Here is an 18,125-nt window from a genome sequence, read left to right as displayed (position 1 = left end):
CTCCTCCTTTATCCTGCCGAAACTTCAATATGATTCATCTGCTCAGGCTTGCGACAAAATTGATGGTCGTGGCGATGATGGCTGTCCCGAAAACGAAGGATAATAATGCATGGCCCAGCGCGGCCTTCCGGAATTCCGGCGTTGTGAAGGTCGTGTCGGAGACTTGGTAAGTCATCCCGATCGTGAACGCCAGATAAGCAAAGTCCCAAAAATTAGGCTTTTCGGTACCCTCGAAGATGACGCCGCCGTTCACATCACGGTAATAGAGTTCCGCGTACCGCAGCATATAGAGGCTGTGCACCGTCGTCCAGGAGAGCACGATGCTGAACAGACCAAATCCGATCGTCCCGAAGCTGCGTACATGAGTCGTCAACATCAAAGCGACGGCCCCGATGCTGATCAGACATGCCATCAGGACAAAAAAATCGATTGTCGAATATTGGATGTCCTCTTCTTGCGCAATCCGCTCCGTTTCCGTCCCATCATGCGGATGAAAATCCTTCCACAGCAAATACAACAAAATGATTGCGGCACTATCCCAACCGATCAAAGGGGCCAATTCCCAACGCAATAAGAATCCACCGCAAATACCGATACTTGTCCCGATCAATCCAGCAATCAGGAAGCGCGTTCTCTTTTTGCGCATATCCCTTCCCGCTTTCGTTTGATTGGAAATTAGATGGATTCTTTTCTTCATGGCTGTCCGCTCCCTGCTTTTTAGATCTAACTGTTCTTTCAGATGGTGATTTCGATGACGTTTTTTTCCGGGTCGAGGAACATGCTTTCATAGTAGCCATCTCCTGTGATGCGCGGCTGGCTTTTGCATGTGTACCCCGCTTTGATGAGCCTGTCCGTGAAATAATCGACGTTCTGTTTGTTGCCGACAGAAATGGCCAGATGCGCCCAGCCTAGCATATCAAGGGGATAGCGTTCATTGACATCCATCCTTTTCATAAGCTCCAAACGGGCCCCGCCTTCACGGAAAGTAATAAAATAAGATTGGAAGTCTTTTTCAGGATTCCGGTATAATTTATTGGCCTTTCCATCAAAAAAACGAACATAAAAATCGCGCATCAGCTCCAAATCGTCCACCCACACTGCAACATGTTCAATCTTCATCGCTATTCACGTCCTCTCATCATCCTCGCCGGTGCGCTGGAGATAATCTCTGCGCGGATGGCCTGCAAAAAAACATTCCGGAATCCCTTTCTGGACTTGCCTTAAAAGCGTTTCCTCAATTTGATTTTATCACATTGCCGGCGCATATGCGTTCCTTGAAGCATCCGGATGTTTACGGGAACGGTATGGGTTCGTCATCTCCGGCCAGGCGGTCCTCGCCGGAGATGCTGTTCCGTTTTATTGCTGTCCTCCGGAGAGACTGACCCGGCCGGAGGACAACTCGCTTACGATTCCCTTCTCCGGCGGGGCTTGCCTTCACCGGAGGTCATTGTGGTTTTCGGCCGCCTGCCCGCTGCGGCCTTGCCTCCCTTAAACGTATGTGTCTTTTTTGCCATCTTTTTCAAAGGAATTTCTAAGCATCCACTCAGAATATGATTGACAGACTGATTTGTATTTGATAGTGTGGAAGTAACAAAATACGATTCGATGTGATGAAGAGGTCGCGGTTAACAATCAGTAAGGGATTCCCTGAAAGGTGTTGCTGCCGAAATACTCTGTATTGGGGCCAAGGTTGAATAAATCTGGCACTGTCGGACAAAGCCGCCCAGCTTTGTCCGGTGAGCTTCTCACGTTGGGGCAAATTGGTGGAATTCACTATACGGATGCAACGCTTCAGCTTAAGCAGCCTGTTTTGAACGACTATGAGACCATTTGCTCATAGTCGTTTTTTGTCTATTCATAAATAAAAAACAAAATTCAGGAGGAAGATAAGCATGGCTATTTTTGAAGGATCAGGCGTTGCGATTGTTACGCCGTTTAAAGACACGGAGAACCAAGAAATCAACTACAAGGTATTGGAAGAGCTGATCGAGTTCCATATCGCGAACGGCACCGATTCGATCATCATCGCGGGCACAACCGGGGAAGCTTCCACGCTTACGGATGAAGAACAACTTCATCTCATTCGTTTCACTGTCGAAAAAGTCAACGGCCGTATCCCTGTCATCGGCGGTGCCGGGAGCAATGACACGCGCCACGGAGTCGGATTGACGCGCGCGGTAGAGGCAACGGGTGTGGATGCGATCCTCAGCGTCACCCCTTATTACAACAAAACATCGCAAAAAGGCTTGATTGAACATTACAAAGCCATCGCCAACAGCGTGAAAATTCCGATTGTCCTTTACAATGTGCCGGGCCGCACCGGCCAGAACATTACCCCTGAATCTCTTGTGGAGCTTGCCAAAATCGAGAACATCGTTTCATTGAAGGACGCCACCGGCAACTTCAGCCAGGCTGTGGACAATTTGAGTCTTTTGGGCGATCGTCTGGACATCTACTCTGGAAATGATGACACCATCATCCCATTGATGAGTTTGGGCGCAAAAGGCGTCATCTCTGTCCTTGCCAATATCGCACCGAAAGCTACATCGGAAATGACGCATGCCTTCCTGGATGGCGACATCAAGAAAGCTGCCGCGATGCAAGCCGAGTACAAAGAACTGATCGACTGCCTGTTCGTGGAGCCGAATCCGATTCCTGTAAAAGCCGGAATGCAACTGCTGGGCTTCAATGTCGGACCGTTGCGCTTACCGTTGACGGATGCCGATCAAGCGGTCATTGACCGTTTGGCCGCAGCCATGAAAAAAGTTGGATTGATCTAGAAACAGTGCCAAAAACCGCCACCGGAAATTATTTAATTTTCGGTGGCGGTTTTTATATTTTTCAGAAAAGATGCAGCATATACTTGTTGAGCAACAAAATAATCAGTACAAGAAGCATAACGATGACAAAACCGATGGCTCGTTTCACATAGAATTCTCTCAACTTCATGGCTTTTCCTTCCTTGACCCTCGCCGGAAAAGAACGGCGATTTTGGATCAGTTTTTCTGGCCAGCACCGCTTGCGACAGCTGGCCCCCGCATTCATCAGCCTTGTTTTTTCTTTTGCTGCCTGCTCGTCAGGCGCACAACCAAGTTGCGTGGCGCCAATTTCGACGAGAAGAGCGCGCCCTTCAGTAACATCGTCGGAACGATGATTTTCTTGCGCTTATACATCTTGTCCAACGCATACTTGACGCAGTATTCAGAAGTGATGCCCTTCAGATTGAATTTCACATCCGCCACTTTGTTGAACTCCGTATCGACCGGTCCCGGGCACAGCGAACCGACATAAACGTTGCTCTTCTTCTCTTCCAACTCCTCAGCAATCGCGGAAGTGAAGCTCGTGACGTAGGCTTTTGTCGCATAATAGGTAGCCATGTAAGGCCCCGCCGGCATCAGTCCGGCAACCGAAGCCACATTCAGGATGTAACCTTCATTCCTTGCGATCATATCCGGCAGAAATTTCTTGGTCAAGATATGGACCGCCTTGATGTTGACGTCGATCATCTCCAGCTCCTTGTCGAGACTGGTCGTCGTGAATGCGCCGAAATCACCGAAACCGGCACAGTTGATCAGCATGGAAATGTTTTTGTCCTTCGTTTCTTCATACAGACGATAGCATTCCTCTGTCTTCGCCAAGTCCGCTGTGATGATTTGGCTTTTGGTCGTCAATTGTTTGCTGAGCTCAACAAGCCGATCCTCACGCCTCGCAACCAGAATCAGATCGTATCCTTGTTCGCTGAGCTTTTTGGCGAACTCTTTGCCTATGCCCGCACTCGCGCCTGTGATGAGCGCTATTTTGTTTGTCATTATCTGTCCCTCGCGTTTCCTTAAAATGATTGATGCCTTTAGCGTATCGCATTTGCGCTTCAAGGGCAATCCTTAGGTGCATTTGCCAAATGATATCAGTATATTTATAGATGGATTCCAAATTTATATCGTATTATATCATTAAGCAAATATAAAGGAGTGATATTTTGCGCCATCATAATGATTCTTATTTCACAGGAACGCTATTGGAATATTTCGGCATTCTTCTCATCTGCGGTCTCGCGGGCTTTTTCACTTTCGGGCTGGCTGCGCCTTGGGCTTTTTGTTACCGGGAAAGATGGGTCGCCAAGCATACTTACATAGAAGGACACCAGTTGCATTTTGTCGGGAAGACTATTGATCTATGGCTTTCCTTGCTGAAATGGACCCTTTTTTCGATCCTGACTTTGGGACTGTATTCTTTTGTCGTGCCGATCCGCTTCCAGCAGTGGCGCATAAAAAACACATATGTATACGGTTATTGGGATGAATATTACGGAACCGAATGAAAATCTATCCGTTCAAAAAGCGCTGAAGTACCTCGGCATTCTGTCACCGGGATACTTCAGCGCTTTTTGAAGTCGACTATTGAGGGATGTGCGGCTGAGCATTTGCTGTTGCTATTCTGTTACTTCAACAGCATGAATAAAGAGCCGGCCATTTTCTGCAGAATCGTTACACGTCATCAATGTGAGAATGTTATCTCCCTCTGTCACCTCGATTTCTGATGGAAAAACGGAAAGGTCCTTGAGCATGGTCAGAAATTCAGTGTACTCATTCCCCTCAAAATCAATATCCAGAAAAAGTGTATCAGCTGGAGCCACATGGACGGAAAAAATCCTGTAACGTCTTTCCGCATAGGCATCAGCGAATGTAAACTCCAAATTCTCTTTCAGGAAATCTTCGTTCAGGAATTTATCCAATTCCCCAAACATCTGGCCATTCTGGGTATAGTGGCCATAAATGATAGTATGCCTGTCTACTCCCATGCCGATATTCCGATAATCCATGAAAATGGCTCCGAAAATATCCGGTGCCCGATAGAAATTCTGAGTGAGATACGTTTCATTATCCTGCCCCCGGACGACCGGGTAATCAATAACGGTGCCATTAACAGAAAGCCAGCCTACATAATCCGGATTAATCTGATAATATTTCGTGGATGGATTAATAGTAAAAGTTAGTTCTTCCAAAGGAACCGCTACATCCGCTGCAGAGATGGTTTCCGAACGGAAGTCCGTGGAAGAAGCCTTTTCGGGTACCACCACGTCCTTTCTTTGCTCTATTTCTTGAACTCCATAGTGGATAATCTGCAGAAAGAGTACCCTGGAGAGGATCAGCACCCATATATTTTTTCGCATGAATTCTTCCTCCCCTCTTTTTCCCACAAGAATCCCCATAATTGACAACGCTTACATCATGATGCTATTATAAACCCTGTAGTAGAGATTACAAAAGATTTTCCATTATTGAAAGGAGTAGGGTAAAATGAAAAAATTAATACGCCGCTTACTTTCACTTGCTACATTACTTTTTCTCTCATTCACTATCGCCCCTCTGGCTTCCGCTGCAACCGGCGAACCTTCCGACGATATTGTAGGCATTGCACTCGGGAATGAAGATTTCAGTATCCTTGTTTCGGCACTCCAAAAAGCAGAACTTGTGGATGATCTCCAAGGGGATGGTCCTTTTACAGTGTTCGCTCCTACCAATGCCGCTTTTGAAAAGTTGCTGGCCGAGTTGGACATTACCGCGGAAGAGCTCCTTGCACAGCCGGACTTGGCGAAAGTCCTTACTTACCATGTCGTTTCTGGGAAAGTGTTGGCGGCTGATCTCTCGGATGGAATGAAAGCAGACACCCTCAACGGAGAAAATCTTACTTTCGATCTTTCAGATGCGCCGATGGTCAATAAATCCAACATTACCTCTACCGACATTGAAGCCACCAACGGGGTCATCCATGTCATCGATACAGTCATGGTACCTTCAAACTTCAAGTTGGAAGCAGCAGACTTAGAGGCGGACCAAGTGGCTCAGACAGGCGTTGAAGGGAATAACCTTCTCCTTGTTTCCATCCTGGTTACAGGCACCCTGCTCCTTCTCGTTGTCTTCAAGAAGAAAGCAGTTTAAGGTTTTACTTCATATGCTTTTGAACGATTAAACAAATAAAAAGCTTTGAGAATTTAAATTTCTCAAAGCTTTTTTGTTTAGCCAGATACAGCTATTTCGGGTTTCTAATTTTTTGACTGCCTTCGAAATTTTTGAGATACCCCGGTTTAAACATGCATCCGTTTCTCCAACTCGCGCCATATCTCTCCACCATGATAGAGCAGGATGATGACCAAGGTGACTGCGCTCATCATCACCGACAGGCTTGAAGGCAAAGACGTCGTGACCCAATCCAAGGTCAGGAATAGCGCCGGTAGCAGCCCCAGCATGGCAGCCGTCAAAAGATACAACACGTAGTCTCTGACACTCAATTTGACAAGGCGCACCGCAATGTATAAGGATACGATCGCAAAACTGCAGATGATCGGCACAGCATAGGTGGTGGACCAGCCGCTCCACCCAGATAGATAATCCAAATAAATGCATAGGAGCGACAGGGAGACGATCAGATAAACGATGCCCTTTGCGATGTTCCGTCGTTTCCGGATCAGGATCAAAACGGAAAGCCACATGCTCAAGATCCCGAAGAGGGCGAGTTGCACATTCTCCATCCTTCCGATCCAGATCAGTTCGATCAGCAGAAAGGCGATGATTAGCACAAAGGAAATCAAGGTCAAGTATTTCGTGACGATTTCCTTGTTGAACCGTAACGGAATCTTCGGATAGGGATCCGGCAGCATCGGATCGGTGGCCTGACTCAAGGTCGTTTGGCACAAAGGGCATTGTTCCCACTCTCCCTTGATGGTCGCGTTGCAATGGTTGCAGTGTCTCATGATAACTCACCTTCCAAATCTTCACTCGAAACCTTGTTCGCTGCGACGGTTACGGCCACGCCCGCGTCGGTCAAAATCCTGACAAACTGCTCCTCGACCGATGATTCGACAAAGGGGGAAGTGAAACTGACCGTCAGATGTTCCCCATGGCTGATGGCGCAAAATTGCGGACGGACGGCCGAAGTATGGAAATACATTTTTTCGATGTAGCCGTCGATCGGATCAGGAAAGGTGACCTTGCCCAAATTCGAGATCGCAATCGTCAAATTCCGGTTGCTGATGTAATTGACCAGCTTCAGAATGAAGTCTTTGATCGGCCGAAAAACCATCCGCGTGAAGGGGCTGTATTCGAAGGCGATCAACGTCCGCAACTTTTCCTCCAGACTTTCCGGCGTAATCTGCTGCTGGAACTGCTCTTTCAGCGTGCGACCGATTGCGGCAATGTCATCCCCTTCTCCATTCTCTTCTGTAGTATAGATCAGGCGGGTCGTGCTGAAAAAATTCCTGGCAGAATTGGAAGGGAAAAACTGGCGCAAGTTTACCGGAACAGAAACCGCCATAGCCGATCCGGGTTGAAAATCGGGACCGGCCTTGCGCACGGCCAGCATGTACACAGCGGTCAGATACAAGGTCAAAGAAGTCTGTTGCTCCCGAGCCAAGGCAAGCACATCCTTGACCGGCATCTCCAATTCGATGACGTGCGGCCGATTGTCCGGCGTCTTTTTACCGCGGAACTGGTGCACGCGGCGTTTGCGCTTTTGTTTATTTTCCTCAGGCAAGGCACTCTTTTGCGTATGGCTTTTCCCTGTCAATTGACTGACTTTCGCGACGGAGCGGATGGCGGATTGAGCCGCATCCGTAAAGTTCTGTTTCTTGTCCTTGCGGAAATAATGCGCGAAACTGTCTTCCAGTTGGTGGTTCAAACGATCGTGCGCGGCGGCATCAAGGCCTTCAAACGCTTCGGGATGACGCAGCATGATGTACGCCTTCAGCAGATCCTCGAAAAACCATAACGCACCGGTGCCATCGGACAGGGCATGGAAGAGTTCCAAGTGAATCCGGTTTTGATTATAAAAGACCCGGAATAAGAGTTCTCTCCGGTCAAAATGATAGATCTGCGCACAAGGCGGCAACACGTCGGCCGTCACTTTCGGCTTCAGGTCGCTTTCTTCCAGATAATACCAGAAAAATCCACGCCTGAGCACACTGTGGTACAGCACATAATTCTCGTAGACTTCATCAAGCGCCTGCTGCAGCAAGTGCGGATCCACCGCATCCGTCAATTCCGCACTCATACGGAAGACCTTCGTATCGCTGCTCGTCATGGCCGCCAAAAATATATTGGAGGCATTGTCCAAACGTACCCACTTTTTTCGGTTCACTACTTTTCCCCCTTTCCGATCATTCTATTGAACAGCCCGTTCGGCTTATGCATTCAGAAACGCATTGATTACTTCGTAAGCTTCGACAACCGATTCAGCTGTCTTCGGATAGGTTATGAAGCCATGGACGATGCCATTCACGCGATGGGCTTGTACCTTGTTGCCGGCATTCCGCAATGCTTCCGCGTATGCTTCGCCTTCATCCCGCAATGGATCGAATTCGGCCGTGATCACCAACGTTTCCGGTTGATTCGACAGGTCTTCCGCCATCAAAGGCGCAACGTAGCCATTCTTGCGCAGCTGGGTATCGGGTTGGTACAACGCCATGTATTCTTCCATTTTTTTTGCAGTCAGGCCGTAATCATGACCATTCGTGCGGATCGATTCAAACGGAGATGCTTCCGAATGATCCCAATAAGTGACTGGATACAGCAAAATCTGTTTGATTGGAATCGCTTGGCCTCTATCGCGGAGCAGCAAAGACACGGCTGCAGCCAAGTTTCCGCCCGCCGAATCGCCGATCAGAATCAAATCTTTTTCATCCGATAAGCCGCTCATTTCCAGATGCTTCAGCAATACTTCCGCCACCCGGTAACAATCATAGAGGCCGGCTGGATACGGATGCTCCGGAGCCAAACGATAATCGACGGAATAGACCGTCCTGCCGGTCAAATCCGCCATATGGATGCAGGCATTCGTGTAGGTTTCGATGTCACCGATGACCCACCCGCCGCCATGGAAAAACAGCAGCGGTTCTTTATACAGGCGCTCTCTCGGATGGAAGACGCGCACGGGAATGTCATGGGAACGGTCTTCCGAATATATTTTGTGGTCCATGATGATATAGCCCTTTTTTGGCTTGGGAGCCAGTATCTGCTGCACTTTGCGGACACGGGCGTAGTCTTCCTGCATGTTGATTTTTGGTGACGACATCAACTTAAGCATCAATTTAAAAAATGGATTCATCCTTCTGTCCTTCCTCTGACAGCGTTGGCTGTTCTGGTATCTTTGCTTCATTATAGCACAGGACAGCACCAGTCCCATATAGACGTGAACCTTTGCGAGTCCTCCTTGCGTGATGGGTCTTGCCTCTCATCCGACTTGCAAATTCCGCTACCAGTGTTATACTTGTTATATAACGAACAGGAGGTTTAGGGTTATGGAAAACCAATCGGACAAGTAAGATGAAGATATGAGAAAATAGGTGTAAAAAAGAAAGAAGGCGAGCTTTTATGATAGCTGATTTGCAGCCATACTTACCCATCCTGATCCCTTTGGTCGTGATCCAGATCATACTGTTGATCACGGCCCTGCTCCACCTGAACAAGCATCCCCAAGTAAAAATAGGCAGCAAAAATCTTTGGATCTTCATCATCATATTCCTGAACATCGTCGGTCCGGTCCTGTATTTTCTGATTGGAAGGGGCGATGAGTGATGGATATCCTCACAATCGCCGGATTGGGGAAATCCTTTGGGAACCAAGGCGTACTCGATGGATTGTCCTTCTCCGTCCCTGAAGGCTCAATTTATGGTTTCATCGGCAAAAATGGCTCCGGAAAGACGACGACAATGAAGATCGTTTTGGGCTTGCTGCAGGCGGACTTTGGCGAAATCAGCGTCTGCGGCGAAAAAGTGCATTACGGCGATACCCGGACGAACCGCTTCATCGGCTATCTGCCGGATGTCCCCGAATTCTACGGTTTCATGATCGCAAAGGAATATCTGCAGCTGTGCGGCGAAATCACCGGCATGCCTGCCGCGCTCATCCAAACCAAATCCGAAGAGCTCCTGGAGCTGGTTGGGTTGGCCGATGTGAAAAAGCGCATCGGAACGTTTTCCCGCGGCATGAAGCAGCGGCTGGGCATCGCTCAGGCTTTGCTGAACGAACCGCGACTACTGATCTGCGACGAACCGACTTCCGCCTTGGATCCAATCGGCCGCAAGGAAATCCTGGATATCCTTCTGAAAGTGAAGGAGAAGACAACCGTGCTCTTTTCAACGCATGTCCTGACCGATGTGGAAGCCATCTGTGATTGGGTGGGCATCCTTGACGGAGGAAAAATCGTCCTGAGCGGATCGGTCTCGGAACTGAAAAACACGCACGCCAGACATTCCTGTACGGTCACCTTCCGGACGCCGACGGATGCTGCTGTGTTCCAGGCCGATACGCGGGTCACGTTGTTGAACACCTCGGTGGGTGCAAAAGGCCATTCCATTAGCATCCAATCCGCTGACCCTGAACAGACCATGGCACAGATCATCCAGATTCTGGGCGAAACTGGGTTGGTACCGCTCCGTTTGGAAACTGCCGAACCCAAACTGGAAGATATCTTCCTGGAGGTGGTCCGATGAGAGCGTATCTTGCCTTCACAAAAAAAGAACTGACCGAATATACCCGCAACTTCAAGTTGTTCCTGGCGATTACCTTGTTTGCGCTGTTGGGCATCATGAATCCGTTGACAGCCAAATTTATGCCCGATTTGTTGGGGAATTTCATGCCGGAAGGGATCACGATCCTGATTGCGGAACCGACGAACCTCGATTCCTGGACCCAATTCTTCAAGAACGGCACCCAGATTGGCCTGTTCATCATCGTCATCTTATTGAGTGGTATGATGGCAAAAGAATACGAAAAAGGCACGCTCATCAATATGATCACGAAAGGCCTGCCGCGCCGGACCATTCTTTTTTCAAAATTCACAGGCGCCTTGCTGCTTTGGACAATCAGCTATTGGCTCTGCTTTTTCATCACTTTGGGGTATACGCTTTACTACTTCCCTGAAGGCACGACCGAAAACTTGGTCCTGTCCGTCATCAGTCTCTATCTGTTCGGAGTGCTGTTGATTGCCATCCTGCTGCTCGGAGCTGTCTTGTTCAAAAATGCCTACGGGCCGTTGCTGTTGACCGGTGCGTTCCTGATGGTGCTGTTTTTGTGGAACCTGTTCCCGGAAGCGACTGAGTGGAATCCGTTGGTGCTGGCTTCGCGTAACATGGATATGCTACAGGGGACACTGCTGCTGGAGGAACTTTGGAATCCGCTGCTGACGACGGGACTGATGATCGCTACAGCTCTTGTCGCGGCTGTAAGAATATTCAACAAAACTGCATTATGACCTCAAAAAACGCGCCATCAGCCGGGAAAGAGTTCTCCTTCCCGGCTGATGGCGCGTTTTTTGAAGTTTTCGGTAATATCGATTTTTGCTATTTTTCTTCAGCTCCGGTCAAGAGAGCCTTCCCGGGAGGTGCCGCCGGATCCAGACCGTCTGCTCCCGCGGCGACCGCTTGGCAGGAGGAGAGCAATTGTTCGGTCCGGCAGCTACAGCAGCACCGAGCCTCAGCGCATCCGCCCTAACAACAAATAGAGGAAATAAGGCGCCCCGATCAGCGAAACGACGATGCCGGTCGGAAAAGCGGTATCCATCACCTTGCGGCCGATCGCATCGGCGCTCAACAGGATGATGCTGCCGATCAGCAGCGCAATCCAACTGTAGCGTTCATGCCGTTTGCCGACCAGTTTTCTGGCGATATGCGGTGACATCAGACCGATGAAGCCGATGTTGCCGGTCAAAGAGATGGCCGCTGAAGCGATGGCGACCGCGCAGAGCAGCAGGAGCAGTTTTTCATTCCGGAGCTTCAAACCCAATGCAGCAGCGGTCTCCTCCCCCAGAGCCAAAATGTTCAGTGTCGGGGCCTTCAGGAAGAGGATCCCCATTGCCAACAGCCACCCGGGCAGGATCGTCAACACGAACGGCCAGGTCGAACCCCAGATGTTTCCCGACATCCAAGCCGTGATGAAGCTGACGTCGGTCCGGTCGGAGGAGGACATCAGCAGGATGATCAACCCCGAAAAGGCCGAGGAGATTCCCGCTCCGATGACCACCAATTGCATCGCATGCTGCTTATGGCTGCGGCTGTAACTGAGCAGATAAACAGCGGAGGCGGCCACCAGCGCGCTGATGAAGGCGATAAGCGGCAATGCCGCCGAAAACTTCAGTATGCTGTCGCCTGCGAACAGATAGAAGATCGTCACGCCGAGACCGGCACCGGAATTGATGCCCAGGAGACCCGAATCGGCTAGGTCGTTGTTGCTCAAGGTCTGCAGTATGATGCCCGCACTAGCCAGGCAGGCGCCGGCCATCGCCAATATCAAAGCCCGGGGCAAGCGGATCTGGTAAAAGACGTAGTTTTCCCTAAAAGCCCCGTTCCCGGACAGCACCTGTAGGATGCGGTCCAACGGAAGCGAGGCATAACCCATGGACAAGGCCGCGATGAAAGCCGCCACGAATAAAAAGACGAATAGCCACAATTTTTTCCGATAAGTCGGATTCCATTCATTAAACAGCTTTGATCCCCCCTTTTCTGGCGATGGTCACGTAGAAAGGCACGCCGATCACGGAAACGATCGCCACCACGGGGATTTCGAAAGGACTGACGACCGTGCGGCCGATGTAGTCAGCCAGGATCATGAAAGTCCCGCCGACCGTGATGCACAACGGGATGATCTTGCGGTAATCCTGCCCGACCAGTTTGCGCACGACATGCGGAATCATCAGGCCAATCAGGGCCAGATTGCCTGCGATGGCGACCGCGCTGCCTGCAAGCAAGGTGATCAACAGAATCAGGATGGTCCGGATCAGATTGGTCCGTTGCCCCATGCTGATCGCGGTTTCCTCGCCCAAACTCAGCACAGTCAACTGCCCGCTGAACACTAGACTCAAAACCAAAGCCAGTCCGATGACCGGGGTGATGCTCAAAATATTCCAATCGACACCCATCAGGCCACCGGATGTCCACATCGAAACGTCCTTGGAGATGCGGAACCAAATCGCGATCCCGTCCGCGATGGCCTGGAAAAAGAACGAGACAGCCGCCCCGATCAGGATCAGGTTCAAGGGCGACTGTCCGCTCCTGGTCGCAGTGCTGAGGCCGTAAACGAACAGCATCGCCAAACCCGCCCCCACGAAACAGGCGATGGAAACGAGCAGGTAAGAACTCTGCGGAGCCAATGCATAGACCAAGGCCACCGCGATGTTCGCTCCGGAAGTCAGTCCCAAAAGTCCAGGATCGGCCAACGGATTCCGCGTCAGCGCCTGCATGATCGCTCCGGCTACAGCCAAGGAACTGCCCACGAAGAAGGCACCCAGAATGCGCGGGAAACGGATGCCCCGCAGAACAAGATAATACTCTCCGCCGCCTTCCCCGATGAGCGCCTCAATCAGGTCAGACCAATCCGTATCGGCCGCTCCTGTGTAAAGCGCCAGCACCGCTGCCGCAATCAGCAACAAGACCGTGACCGCCAGATGGATTCCGAAGGCATTTCGTTTCCGTTTAGTCACTGCAATCGTCCCCTCTTATTCCGCTAAAAAGGATTCCTCAAAGAAGTCCAGTTGGTAATCCAACGATAGCGAATCATTGAAATAAAATGTCTCGGCATCCGCCACAAACACTTGGTTGTTCTGCACAGCCGGAATGTTCTGGAACCACTCGGCATCCAAAAAGCTCGCTTCCGGATCGGTTGCGGCCAAACTCAGGATCAAGTAATCGCCGATGTAATCACCGAGCACCTCTTCCGAAATGGCGTAATAGCCTGCATCCAGTGCGTTTTCTTTGACCGTTCCAGGCATATTCAGACCCATTTCCTGGTAAAGGATTTCCGTGCCGCGTGCCCAGTTGTCGCCGAAAATGTACATCTGTTTCTCGAAGTTCTCGGCAACCGTGACCGTCGCTTCCTCTCCGATTGCTGCCTTGATTTCCTCACCGACAGCCTGCGCCTCTGTCTGGAATTCCTCCACCCAAGCGACAGCTTCCTCTTCCTTGTTGACTACTTTACCGATTTCCACGATTTGCTCAAGGTAAGTCAGTTCGCCGTATGTGAACAATACCGTAGGAGCGATTTCCGACAATTGGTCGGCATTTTCGATGTTGTCCAAGCCGATGATCAGATCCGGATCCAATTCGAGGATTTTTTCCACGTCGGCATTCGAAACGACTGCAACGCCGCTAAGCGCTTCAGTGAAGTTTGGATTGCCGGCTGACCAAGCGTCCACGCCGACGATGTTGACGTCAAAGTTGATGAGGTCCCCAGCATAGGATGACAGCACCACTACCCGTTCCGGGCTTGCGGGAACCGCAATTTCTTCGCCGTCGCCCGTTGTGTACGTCACCGTTTCGGCCGCTGCGCTTTCGCTTGTCTTATCGGCTGTATCCGTTGCGGAGCAGGCTCCCAGGATCAATCCCGCACCCATTAGCATTGTCAGTGATCGTATATTCATTTTTTTCATGTTTATTCTCCTTTTTTTATCAATTCATACCCGATGATGACGGGTTTATTTGTCTTTTCGTCCGGCTGGATGGTCGGGCGGATGTTGAAGATGGACGCGATGTGTGCTGCGGTGACCACTTTCTCCGCCGAGCCCTGGCAAACGACTTCCCCATCCGCAAGCGCAACGATGTGGTCGGAATAGAGCGATGCCTGATTGATGTCATGCAGCACCATCACGATAGTATAGCCTTCCTCTTCATTCAGTTTCTTCAGCAGTTCCAAAATCTCCAACTGGTAGCTGATGTCCAGATAGGTCGTCGGTTCATCCAAAAAGATGATGTCGGTCTTTTGCGCCAATGCCATCGCCAGCCAGACCCGTTGCCGCTGCCCGCCCGATAGTTCATCGATGTAGCGGTAGCGCAGCTCGTCGATTTGCGTCTTCTTGATGGCCCAGTCGATGATTTCCTTGTCCTCGCTGCCGAGTCCCCTCAAGCCTTTCCGGTGCGGGAACCGTCCATACGAGACAATCTCCTCGGCCGTGATGCCGGAGAGATTTTCCTGACGCTGCAGCAGGATGGCGATCCGTTTCGCCAAGCGTTTCGTATCCATCGTAAAGATCGAAACACCGTCCAGCAGAATGTCACCGCTCGAGCAGGTCAGGATGCGCGACATCGCCTTCAACAAGGTCGACTTGCCGCAACCGTTCGGCCCGATGATAGTCGTGATTTTCTGCGGCGCGATGGTGACTGAGATATTTTTCACAATAATCTGCTTGTCGTATTTAATTTGCACCTCCTCAACTTTCAGGCTGCACATGCCTTCATTCCCCTTTCTTTATCCTTGCAGAAGCGATCCATTTCCGGATCCTTCTTGACATTTCCGAGTAAAAATTATTTAATTGATAATGAGAATCATTCTCATTTATAATTTATTCTATTATCATTCATAACATACAATTAGTCAACAGAAAATGAGGTGGTCTTTTGAACGAAGTATTTGACGTTACGATAATCGGTGGCGGGCCTTCGGGTCTGTACAGTGCTTTCTACAGCGGTTTGCGCAATCTCAGGACGAAACTGATCGAATCCCAGTCCGTCCTCGGCGGCAAAGTCAACCTGTACCCGGACAAAATCTTGTGGGATGTAGGCGGTCTGACGCCAATCACCGGCAAACAGTTGCTTTCCAATTGCATCACGCAAGGGCTGACGTTCCACCCGACCGTCTGTCTGAATACGGAAGTCAGCCAGATCACCAAAGTCGCCGGCATTTTCGATATCAGGGCCAGCAACGGCGAACATCATTACACGAAAGCGGTGATCCTTGCATACGGCAGCGGCATCATCACGCCGAACAAGCTGTCGGTCGACGGAGCGGAGCAGTTCGAAAGGACCAATCTGCATTACATCCCGAGCAGCCTGCACGCGTTCCGCAACAAGTACGTTTTCCTTTCGGGAGGCGGAAACACAGCGATCGAGCAGGCAAACGAGTTGCTGGCCATCGCAACCGGCGTGACGCTGGCTTGCCGCAGCAATGAACTGCGCGCCCATGAACACAGCGTCGAGACGTTCCGCAACAACGGCGGCACGCTGCTTCTGGAAACGCAGATCCGCTCGTTCCGTTCCAACCGGCAAGGCGAGATCGAAGCCGTTTCCCTCTCGGTCAGCGGTGAGGACCGGACTGTCGCTGCCGATGCGGTCATCGTCAACCACGGCTTCGCCAGCAAACAGGCGATCGCTTTTGGCGATGCGTTGGGGCTCCGATTCAACGGCAATCATTTCATCGAAGGCAGCCCTGACAGCACAATCGGTCACCCCGGCATCTTCGCGGCAGGTGATGCGATCGTCTACACCGGTAAAGTCAACCTGCTGGTCGGCACCTTCCAGGACGCCGTGAACGCAGTGAACAGCGTCAAACAATACCTGAACCCCACCGCTGATAAGCACGCGATGGTGTCCTCGCACAACGAGGCCTTCGTTGAGAAAAACAAACAGTACAGTCTATAGACCTTATGTTGAAAAGGAGAAGCAGCCGACGCGATGCCCGACTGCTTCTGTTTTTTTGGCGCCTCTTGTCGACTGTTCGTCATTCGTTCCTTAAAGATCAGCCGACGAAGTGAGTACCTGTTGACTGTTTGACATTCATTCTTCCCACAACTGTTGACGGCTGAAGCTTGTGTTGACTGTTCCGCATTCGTTTTTCCGGCAACAGTCAACTCCTGAACAATTTGTCGGCTGTTACGCATTTATTCATCCAACAACAGTCGACACCCCAAAATAAAAACGCAGGCCAAGTCTCATCCCAAGAATGATCCCTGCCCTGCGCAACTATTTCGATATCAGATTTCGTACTCGACAGCCCGTCTGGCTTCGTCCTCAGTTGCTTCTTTGTACATTTTGCGGGTTTTCTTCTTGCCGACGCCTTCCACCCACCATTGCCAGAAATCGTCGTCCTTGTGATGAGAAATTCCGCCCATCAGGATGCCCCGTTTGTAGACATTTAGTTCCGTATATTCCGCATTTGTTTTGTCCGATTTCAGCCAAAAAATCATCTGCACGCCTTCTCTCGTTCGATTTTATTGCTATCCGTATGAATGATTGCTTGAAAAATTCCCATACCGCAACTCTACTCCTAATTCAAAAAGGTTTCAACAAAAAAATTCCCCATCTCAGCTTTGAAGCTAGGTGCCACCATAATGGACAGGGCATTTCGCTCAGAAATGTATTACATTAGTGCTATACTGACTTTAGAGATCCTAATTCCACGAAAAAGCAAGACCGAATCCGGATTTCAAAAATCTGAAAATCGAAGGGGTTTGAATCATGAACAAAGAGCAATTCGATATCATGAAAAATCGCAAAGGTTTCATTGCGGCGTTGGACCAAAGCGGCGGCAGTACGCCCAAGGCACTGGCGTTGTACGGCATTTCGGAAGGCAGCTACCATGGAGAAGAAGAGATGTTCACACTCGTCCATGAGATGCGCTCACGCATCATCACCTCGCCTGCTTTCAGCTCGGAACACATTTTGGGGGCCATCCTGTTCGAGCAGACGATGGACCGCAAAGTCGAAGGCCTCTATACCGCAGACTATCTGTGGGAGAAAAAAGGCGTCTTGCCTTTCCTGAAAGTCGATAAAGGGCTCGAAGCAGAAGCGGAAGGCGTACAGTTGATGAAACCGAATCCGGATCTGGACGCCCTCCTTGCGCGCGCAAACGAGCGCCACATCTTCGGCACCAAAATGCGTTCCGTCATCAAATCCGCCAACCGTGAAGGCATCAAAAAAGTCGTCGCCCAGCAGTTCGAAGTCGGCAAGCAGATCATTGCGGCTGGATTGATCCCAATCATCGAACCGGAAGTCGACATCCACAGCGCGGACAAAGCTGAATCGGAAGCGATCCTCAAGGAAGAATTGTTGTTGGCGCTGGATGCGTTGCGTCCGGATCAGTTTGTGATGCTGAAACTTTCGATTCCGACTATTGATGATTTCTACAGGGAACTTATTGCTCATCCGCAAGTCGTGCGGGTCGTGGCATTATCGGGCGGTTATTCGCGGGAAGAAGCCAACGAAAAATTGACCCACAATCCCGGATTGATCGCAAGCTTCTCGCGGGCATTGTCCGAAGGTCTGAGTGCTGGCCTGACCGATAATGAATTCCAGACCACATTGGCCGAATCGATCCAATCCATCTATGACGCCTCCATCGTTTGATGCACGCGCAAAAAGCCCCCGA

General features: G+C 50.3%; 20 protein-coding genes and 1 riboswitch. Of the genes, 8 read left to right on the top strand and 12 right to left on the bottom strand.

Annotated features, from left to right (window positions below):
* Positions 1–34 precede the first annotated feature (34 nt).
* Together C7R56_RS02220 and C7R56_RS02215 are read right to left on the bottom strand one after the other, a co-directional pair.
* Positions 35–697, bottom strand: coding sequence for a DUF1345 domain-containing protein (locus C7R56_RS02220; protein ID WP_234402546.1), 663 nt, complete (start codon positions 695–697; stop codon positions 35–37).
* Between the two features lie 38 nt (positions 698–735).
* Positions 736–1,119, bottom strand: a complete 384-nt coding sequence (locus C7R56_RS02215; RefSeq protein WP_107994959.1) for a VOC family protein — start codon at positions 1,117–1,119, stop codon at positions 736–738.
* 486 nt (positions 1,120–1,605) lie between these two features.
* Positions 1,606–1,752, top strand: a riboswitch (Lysine riboswitch).
* 140 nt (positions 1,753–1,892) lie between these two features.
* Here C7R56_RS02215 and dapA point away from each other — a divergent pair.
* Entirely contained in the window at positions 1,893–2,780 is an 888-nt protein-coding gene (gene dapA / locus C7R56_RS02210; protein WP_107994958.1) for a 4-hydroxy-tetrahydrodipicolinate synthase, read from the top strand.
* Positions 2,781–3,044: 264 nt separating this feature from the next.
* Here the strand turns inward: dapA and C7R56_RS02200 are convergent, their stop codons facing one another.
* Positions 3,045–3,809: an SDR family NAD(P)-dependent oxidoreductase gene (locus C7R56_RS02200; RefSeq protein ID WP_107994956.1), complete on the bottom strand. Its 765-nt coding sequence runs from the start codon at positions 3,807–3,809 to the stop codon at positions 3,045–3,047.
* A gap of 167 nt (positions 3,810–3,976) precedes the next feature.
* Between C7R56_RS02200 and C7R56_RS02195 the strand changes: the two genes are divergently transcribed.
* Positions 3,977–4,318: a YjgN family protein gene (locus C7R56_RS02195; RefSeq protein ID WP_107994955.1), complete on the top strand. Its 342-nt coding sequence runs from the start codon at positions 3,977–3,979 to the stop codon at positions 4,316–4,318.
* Positions 4,319–4,429: 111 nt separating this feature from the next.
* Here the strand turns inward: C7R56_RS02195 and srtB are convergent, their stop codons facing one another.
* Positions 4,430–5,170, bottom strand: coding sequence for a class B sortase (srtB, locus tag C7R56_RS02190; RefSeq protein WP_159072126.1), 741 nt, complete (start codon positions 5,168–5,170; stop codon positions 4,430–4,432).
* Between the two features lie 127 nt (positions 5,171–5,297).
* Between srtB and C7R56_RS02185 the strand changes: the two genes are divergently transcribed.
* Positions 5,298–5,939, top strand: a complete 642-nt coding sequence (locus C7R56_RS02185; RefSeq protein WP_107994953.1) for a fasciclin domain-containing protein — start codon at positions 5,298–5,300, stop codon at positions 5,937–5,939.
* Between the two features lie 146 nt (positions 5,940–6,085).
* Here the strand turns inward: C7R56_RS02185 and C7R56_RS02180 are convergent, their stop codons facing one another.
* The 3 genes from C7R56_RS02180 to C7R56_RS02170 are packed head-to-tail and all read right to left on the bottom strand — an operon-like array spanning position 6,086 to position 9,099.
* Positions 6,086–6,751 (bottom strand): DUF6320 domain-containing protein, encoded by a 666-nt coding sequence (locus C7R56_RS02180; protein ID WP_107994952.1) that lies wholly within the window; start codon positions 6,749–6,751, stop codon positions 6,086–6,088.
* Positions 6,748–8,133 carry an alcohol acetyltransferase gene (locus tag C7R56_RS02175; protein WP_234402545.1) on the bottom strand — a complete coding sequence of 462 codons (1,386 nt, stop codon included), beginning with the start codon at positions 8,131–8,133 and terminating at the stop codon, positions 6,748–6,750. The genes C7R56_RS02180 and C7R56_RS02175 overlap by 4 nt, the downstream gene beginning before the upstream one ends.
* Positions 8,134–8,178: 45 nt before the next feature.
* A complete protein-coding gene (locus C7R56_RS02170; protein WP_107994951.1) occupies positions 8,179–9,099 on the bottom strand; it encodes an alpha/beta hydrolase in 921 nt (306 codons plus the stop codon).
* A 266-nt stretch (positions 9,100–9,365) separates the two neighbouring features.
* On the opposite strand from C7R56_RS02170, the gene C7R56_RS02165 reads away from it, so the two are divergent.
* The 3 genes from C7R56_RS02165 to C7R56_RS02155 are packed head-to-tail and all read left to right on the top strand — an operon-like array spanning position 9,366 to position 11,247.
* Positions 9,366–9,569, top strand: a complete 204-nt coding sequence (locus C7R56_RS02165; RefSeq protein ID WP_107994950.1) for a PLDc N-terminal domain-containing protein — start codon at positions 9,366–9,368, stop codon at positions 9,567–9,569.
* Positions 9,569–10,486: an ABC transporter ATP-binding protein gene (locus tag C7R56_RS02160; protein WP_107994949.1), complete on the top strand. Its 918-nt coding sequence runs from the start codon at positions 9,569–9,571 to the stop codon at positions 10,484–10,486. Before C7R56_RS02165 ends, C7R56_RS02160 begins: the two co-directional genes overlap by 1 nt.
* Positions 10,483–11,247, top strand: a complete 765-nt coding sequence (locus tag C7R56_RS02155) for an ABC transporter permease (RefSeq protein ID WP_107994948.1) — start codon at positions 10,483–10,485, stop codon at positions 11,245–11,247. The genes C7R56_RS02160 and C7R56_RS02155 overlap by 4 nt, the downstream gene beginning before the upstream one ends.
* A gap of 221 nt (positions 11,248–11,468) precedes the next feature.
* Here the strand turns inward: C7R56_RS02155 and C7R56_RS02150 are convergent, their stop codons facing one another.
* The 4 genes from C7R56_RS02150 to C7R56_RS02135 are packed head-to-tail and all read right to left on the bottom strand — an operon-like array spanning position 11,469 to position 15,212.
* Positions 11,469–12,440, bottom strand: coding sequence for a FecCD family ABC transporter permease (locus C7R56_RS02150; RefSeq protein ID WP_107994947.1), 972 nt, complete (start codon positions 12,438–12,440; stop codon positions 11,469–11,471).
* A 28-nt stretch (positions 12,441–12,468) separates the two neighbouring features.
* Positions 12,469–13,470: a FecCD family ABC transporter permease gene (locus C7R56_RS02145; protein WP_107994946.1), complete on the bottom strand. Its 1,002-nt coding sequence runs from the start codon at positions 13,468–13,470 to the stop codon at positions 12,469–12,471.
* A gap of 15 nt (positions 13,471–13,485) precedes the next feature.
* The gene (locus tag C7R56_RS02140) at positions 13,486–14,415 is read right to left on the bottom strand and encodes an ABC transporter substrate-binding protein (RefSeq protein ID WP_107994945.1); all 930 of its coding nucleotides are present in this window, start codon (positions 14,413–14,415) and stop codon (positions 13,486–13,488) included.
* 2 nt (positions 14,416–14,417) lie between these two features.
* Positions 14,418–15,212, bottom strand: a complete 795-nt coding sequence (locus C7R56_RS02135; protein WP_107994944.1) for an ABC transporter ATP-binding protein — start codon at positions 15,210–15,212, stop codon at positions 14,418–14,420.
* A 167-nt stretch (positions 15,213–15,379) separates the two neighbouring features.
* On the opposite strand from C7R56_RS02135, the gene C7R56_RS02130 reads away from it, so the two are divergent.
* A complete protein-coding gene (locus C7R56_RS02130; protein WP_107994943.1) occupies positions 15,380–16,399 on the top strand; it encodes an NAD(P)/FAD-dependent oxidoreductase in 1,020 nt (339 codons plus the stop codon).
* 332 nt (positions 16,400–16,731) lie between these two features.
* Here the strand turns inward: C7R56_RS02130 and C7R56_RS02125 are convergent, their stop codons facing one another.
* Complete coding sequence (locus C7R56_RS02125; RefSeq protein ID WP_086626957.1) at positions 16,732–16,944, bottom strand: hypothetical protein; 213 nt, start codon at positions 16,942–16,944, stop codon at positions 16,732–16,734.
* 271 nt (positions 16,945–17,215) lie between these two features.
* Between C7R56_RS02125 and C7R56_RS02120 the strand changes: the two genes are divergently transcribed.
* Positions 17,216–18,103 (top strand): fructose bisphosphate aldolase, encoded by an 888-nt coding sequence (locus tag C7R56_RS02120; protein WP_107994942.1) that lies wholly within the window; start codon positions 17,216–17,218, stop codon positions 18,101–18,103.
* The last annotated feature ends 22 nt before the right edge of the window (positions 18,104–18,125 follow it).

Origin of the sequence: Trichococcus paludicola (assembly GCF_003052295.1) — a bacterium.
GTDB lineage: Bacteria > Bacillota > Bacilli > Lactobacillales > Aerococcaceae > Trichococcus > Trichococcus paludicola.
This window is presented reverse-complemented; position numbering and strand designations above follow the sequence as displayed.

What these genes read in the sequence shown, in the direction of transcription:
- dapA (WP_107994958.1), top strand. Translation starts at nt 1,893, where the DNA reads ATGGCTATTTTTGAAGGATCAGGCGTTGCGATTGTTACGCCGTTTAAA.
- C7R56_RS02165 (WP_107994950.1), top strand. Translation starts at nt 9,366, where the DNA reads ATGATAGCTGATTTGCAGCCATACTTACCCATCCTGATCCCTTTGGTC.
- C7R56_RS02155 (WP_107994948.1), top strand. Translation starts at nt 10,483, where the DNA reads ATGAGAGCGTATCTTGCCTTCACAAAAAAAGAACTGACCGAATATACC.
- C7R56_RS02180 (WP_107994952.1), bottom strand. Translation starts at nt 6,751, where the DNA reads ATGAGACACTGCAACCATTGCAACGCGACCATCAAGGGAGAGTGGGAA.
- srtB (WP_159072126.1), bottom strand. Translation starts at nt 5,170, where the DNA reads ATGCGAAAAAATATATGGGTGCTGATCCTCTCCAGGGTACTCTTTCTG.
- C7R56_RS02135 (WP_107994944.1), bottom strand. Translation starts at nt 15,212, where the DNA reads ATGTGCAGCCTGAAAGTTGAGGAGGTGCAAATTAAATACGACAAGCAG.
- C7R56_RS02125 (WP_086626957.1), bottom strand. Translation starts at nt 16,944, where the DNA reads ATGATTTTTTGGCTGAAATCGGACAAAACAAATGCGGAATATACGGAA.
- C7R56_RS02140 (WP_107994945.1), bottom strand. Translation starts at nt 14,415, where the DNA reads ATGAAAAAAATGAATATACGATCACTGACAATGCTAATGGGTGCGGGA.
- C7R56_RS02120 (WP_107994942.1), top strand. Translation starts at nt 17,216, where the DNA reads ATGAACAAAGAGCAATTCGATATCATGAAAAATCGCAAAGGTTTCATT.
- C7R56_RS02185 (WP_107994953.1), top strand. Translation starts at nt 5,298, where the DNA reads ATGAAAAAATTAATACGCCGCTTACTTTCACTTGCTACATTACTTTTT.
- C7R56_RS02215 (WP_107994959.1), bottom strand. Translation starts at nt 1,119, where the DNA reads ATGAAGATTGAACATGTTGCAGTGTGGGTGGACGATTTGGAGCTGATG.
- C7R56_RS02170 (WP_107994951.1), bottom strand. Translation starts at nt 9,099, where the DNA reads ATGAATCCATTTTTTAAATTGATGCTTAAGTTGATGTCGTCACCAAAA.
- C7R56_RS02220 (WP_234402546.1), bottom strand. Translation starts at nt 697, where the DNA reads ATGAAGAAAAGAATCCATCTAATTTCCAATCAAACGAAAGCGGGAAGG.
- C7R56_RS02160 (WP_107994949.1), top strand. Translation starts at nt 9,569, where the DNA reads ATGGATATCCTCACAATCGCCGGATTGGGGAAATCCTTTGGGAACCAA.
- C7R56_RS02200 (WP_107994956.1), bottom strand. Translation starts at nt 3,809, where the DNA reads ATGACAAACAAAATAGCGCTCATCACAGGCGCGAGTGCGGGCATAGGC.